This window comes from Atribacter sp. (assembly GCF_035418125.1).
In the GTDB taxonomy this organism is placed as follows: Bacteria; Atribacterota; Atribacteria; order Atribacterales; family Atribacteraceae; genus Atribacter; species Atribacter allofermentans.
Genome location: NZ_DAOLQM010000249.1, coordinates 1 through 3,163 on the forward strand (window position 1 = coordinate 1; position 3,163 = coordinate 3,163).

Annotated in this window: 3 protein-coding genes; all 3 read right to left on the reverse strand. The window is 39.2% G+C overall.

Translation table 11 applies throughout. The annotated features are described in order from the left end of the window. Nucleotides 1–383 (reverse strand): hypothetical protein (locus tag PLK24_RS10030; protein WP_324478744.1); only part of this gene is annotated, 383 nt, incomplete at its 3' end. Then, nucleotides 380–1,261 (reverse strand): carbohydrate ABC transporter permease, encoded by an 882-nt coding sequence (locus PLK24_RS10035; protein WP_324478746.1) that lies wholly within the window; start codon nt 1,259–1,261, stop codon nt 380–382. The genes PLK24_RS10030 and PLK24_RS10035, both read right to left, overlap by 4 nt. Nucleotides 1,262–1,330: 69 nt before the next feature. Then, nucleotides 1,331–2,740: an extracellular solute-binding protein gene (locus PLK24_RS10040; RefSeq protein WP_324478749.1), complete on the reverse strand. Its 1,410-nt coding sequence runs from the start codon at nt 2,738–2,740 to the stop codon at nt 1,331–1,333. Nucleotides 2,741–3,163: the final 423 nt, after the last annotated feature.

Genomic DNA, 3,163 nt, shown 5'->3' on the forward strand with positions numbered 1-3,163 from the left:
AAAAAAAGGAAAAGAGGGAGAATCGATGCAACAGGGGGCATCATACGAATAGACAAAATCCAAAATGCCAGGTTTTCTCCTCCAATTTTAAAACGGGCTAAAGCATATGCAGCCAGGGAACCAAGAACTAAGGCAATTAAAGTAGTAAAAACCGTAATGATTAAGCTGTCTTGAATTCCTTTTCCCGCTCCCAGGTTCCAGGCTTGAGTGTAATGTTCAAAATTGATGGTTTGAGAAATGAAAACCGGTGGATAAGTAAAATATTCGCCTTTATCCTTAAATGAAGTCATAAAATTCCAAATAAAAGGACTTAAAGATACTAGAAGTAGAACAATGATGACTAAAATAATAAAACTGTTAAACCTCCTTTCTATCCGATTCAAATCATTTCCCTCCTCTTCCAAGATTTGAGAAAAATATTGGCAATGATGACGATGATGAGCAACTGAAAATATGCCATGGCCGAGGCATAACCCATATTAAAGTACTTAAAACCGGTCAAATAATTAAAAAACGATACGGTTTCTGATGATTGACCAGGACCTCCCATTGTCAGCAAAACAACCAAATCGAAAATTTTAAAAGCATCCATTATTCGAATGAGGAGGACTACAATCATAACCGGAGTGAGCAGAGGAACCACCAATGCTGAAAAAGTCTGCCAACGAGTCGCACCATCCACTCGGGCTGCTTCATAAAGTTCATCAGGAATTGCCTGCAAGCCGGCGAGCAGGGTAATCATCATAAAGGGAGTCCATTCCCATATGTCGGCAATAATAATCGAAAAAATTGAAACTGTTCCACTCCCTAACCAATTAACCGAAGCGATTCTAACCTGGTTGAAAATATAATTTAAAGGACCGTACTGATAATGGTAAATAATTCTCCAGATGCAACCAACAACAACTGGTGAAATCATCATTGGAAGGAGATAGAGGGTTGTAATTAAATTTTTACCTCGAAAGGTGCGATTTAAGAGTAGAGCAATGCCTAAGCCGATTAAAAATTGTACTCCAACCCCCAAAATAAGCTCTAAACCAGTATTTTTCATGGCATTCCAGAAGCGCTCATCGGTAAGCAGATTAAGATAATTGTGGACTCCGATAAACATCCGTTCCCCACCAGTCCCAATGTTCCACTGGCAGAGACTCAACCAAAAGGAATAAATCAAAGGAAAAATTGAGATCACTAAAAGCAGAATAATAGTTGGAAGAACAAAAAAGAATCCGATTAGTTTTACCTGCTTAACTAAGGAAAACACCCCCCTCTAAAAAATTTGACTACCGGGTTAAGCGCCCGGTAGTCAAATTCAATTCAAATCCTCAACAAATTACCAAAGACCAGCTTCTTTCCACCCTCTAACCAGTGCTTGGAACATCTCTTTCTGTTTTTCATAGCCTAATCGATCGGTTATTTCTTTCCACTGCTGGGCCGCATCATCGAGAGCTTGCTTAGCATCCTTTTCTCCTGAAAGGGCCTTAATCAGTTCAACCCCAAGAGTTTCTTCATATTCAACCGTTCCGGGGAGAACCATCTCCGGATAACCTTTTTCCATGTTCTTTTGGACACCTTCAAGATAGATGCGAGCATCTTCAACGTTCTCAAACATATCATATTCTTCTGGATGCTCAAAGTGGGAATAGCGGTAGGGATCGAGTCCGGTTTCTGCGGTTGATACATCATCCATACTGGTAACAGTAGAAAGATAATGAATTACCTTAAAAGCCGTTTCCTGATTCCTTGAATCGTTAGCGATGGCTAAAACTCTCCCGCAAGGCATGAGAGCCCGGAAGTAAATTTCCCCATCAGTTTCAACACCTGGAACGTGTGATACTCCGACTTTCCCCACAATTTTTGATTGAGCCGGATCCGCTCCTTTTTTCCCAACACAAGGCCATTGAACAATCATGAAGCAATCACCGTTTAAATAAATATCTTTCAATTCTTCGTATCCATAAGCGAGCACGTCAGGTGGGCAAAATTGATGAATTTTTATGTTCATTTCAAGAGCTTTTAGTGCAGCCTCAGAGTTAATCCCTGGTTCCAGGGTTTCTTCATCAAAATAGACTCCACCATAACCGGCAAAAATATTGCCCCACCAAGCAAACAAATTGTCCTTCTGTCCATAGTAGGCGGTTCCATAGAAATCTCGCTCCAATACTTGATCGCCAAGGCTTTCACCGGCTTTACGGTTGAAAAACTCAGCAACAACAAGATATTCATCCCAGGTTTCGGGTACTTTTAAGTCGTATCCATATTTTTCCTTGAAATTGGCTTTTTCTTTCTCATTTTCAATCAAGTCTTTTCGATAGTAAAGATTAAGAATGTCTCCGTCAAAGGGGAGAGCAAAGAGTTTTCCACCATATTTACAGTAAAAATCTCGATATCCAGGTGTTACATCATCAAGAAGCGGATCATATTTTTGAGCGAGTTCTTCAAAGGGATACAGCCAGCCATTCGCTGCGAATTCCGTTAAAAATCTTGGGTATACGATTAAAATATCATAAGCACCGGTTCCAGCAATTAATTCTACTTTTTCTTTCTCGTACAATTCTCCAAAGGGAACGCCAATGACCTGTAATTCAACATCAAATTTTTCCTTTATATCATTGGCATACCAATCAAAGGGCTTTAGATTATGGCCAGCATCACCAACTACAACCAACTTAACCGGAGCAGCTATTGAAATTGAAGCAAAAAGCAGCATTACTAATAAGGATAACAACAACTTCTTAAACATAAAAACCCCTCCATTTTAAAATATAATTTCTTAATCTCCTGTTAAGTTGAAGATTAAGAGCAACACTTTTTATTATATTTTGAGAATAGTATATCATTTTTTTGTTATTTGTGACTCAATAAAAAATATAAAATATCAGAAAAGGGTGATGGATAGACAGAGATTGGGATCAAATTAACATAGACAACAAACCAATCAACAAAAAGTGAGGTGTCTTTTTGTCTATCATGTAAATAAAGCATTAAATAAAAATGACGTCATCCTGAGGCTTCGTATTCAGAAGCCGTGAGGATCTCATTCCAATCTTTCACTCTCATCCTCACCTTCTCCCATTAAAAAAGACTGAGGGGGAGAGGGGGCGAAAGGGTGAGGGGGCGAAAAAAGAATGGCTAAATGAGATTGCCACGTCACTACGTTCCTCGC

What these genes read in the sequence shown, in the direction of transcription:
- PLK24_RS10040 (WP_324478749.1), bottom strand. Translation starts at nt 2,740, where the DNA reads ATGTTTAAGAAGTTGTTGTTATCCTTATTAGTAATGCTGCTTTTTGCT.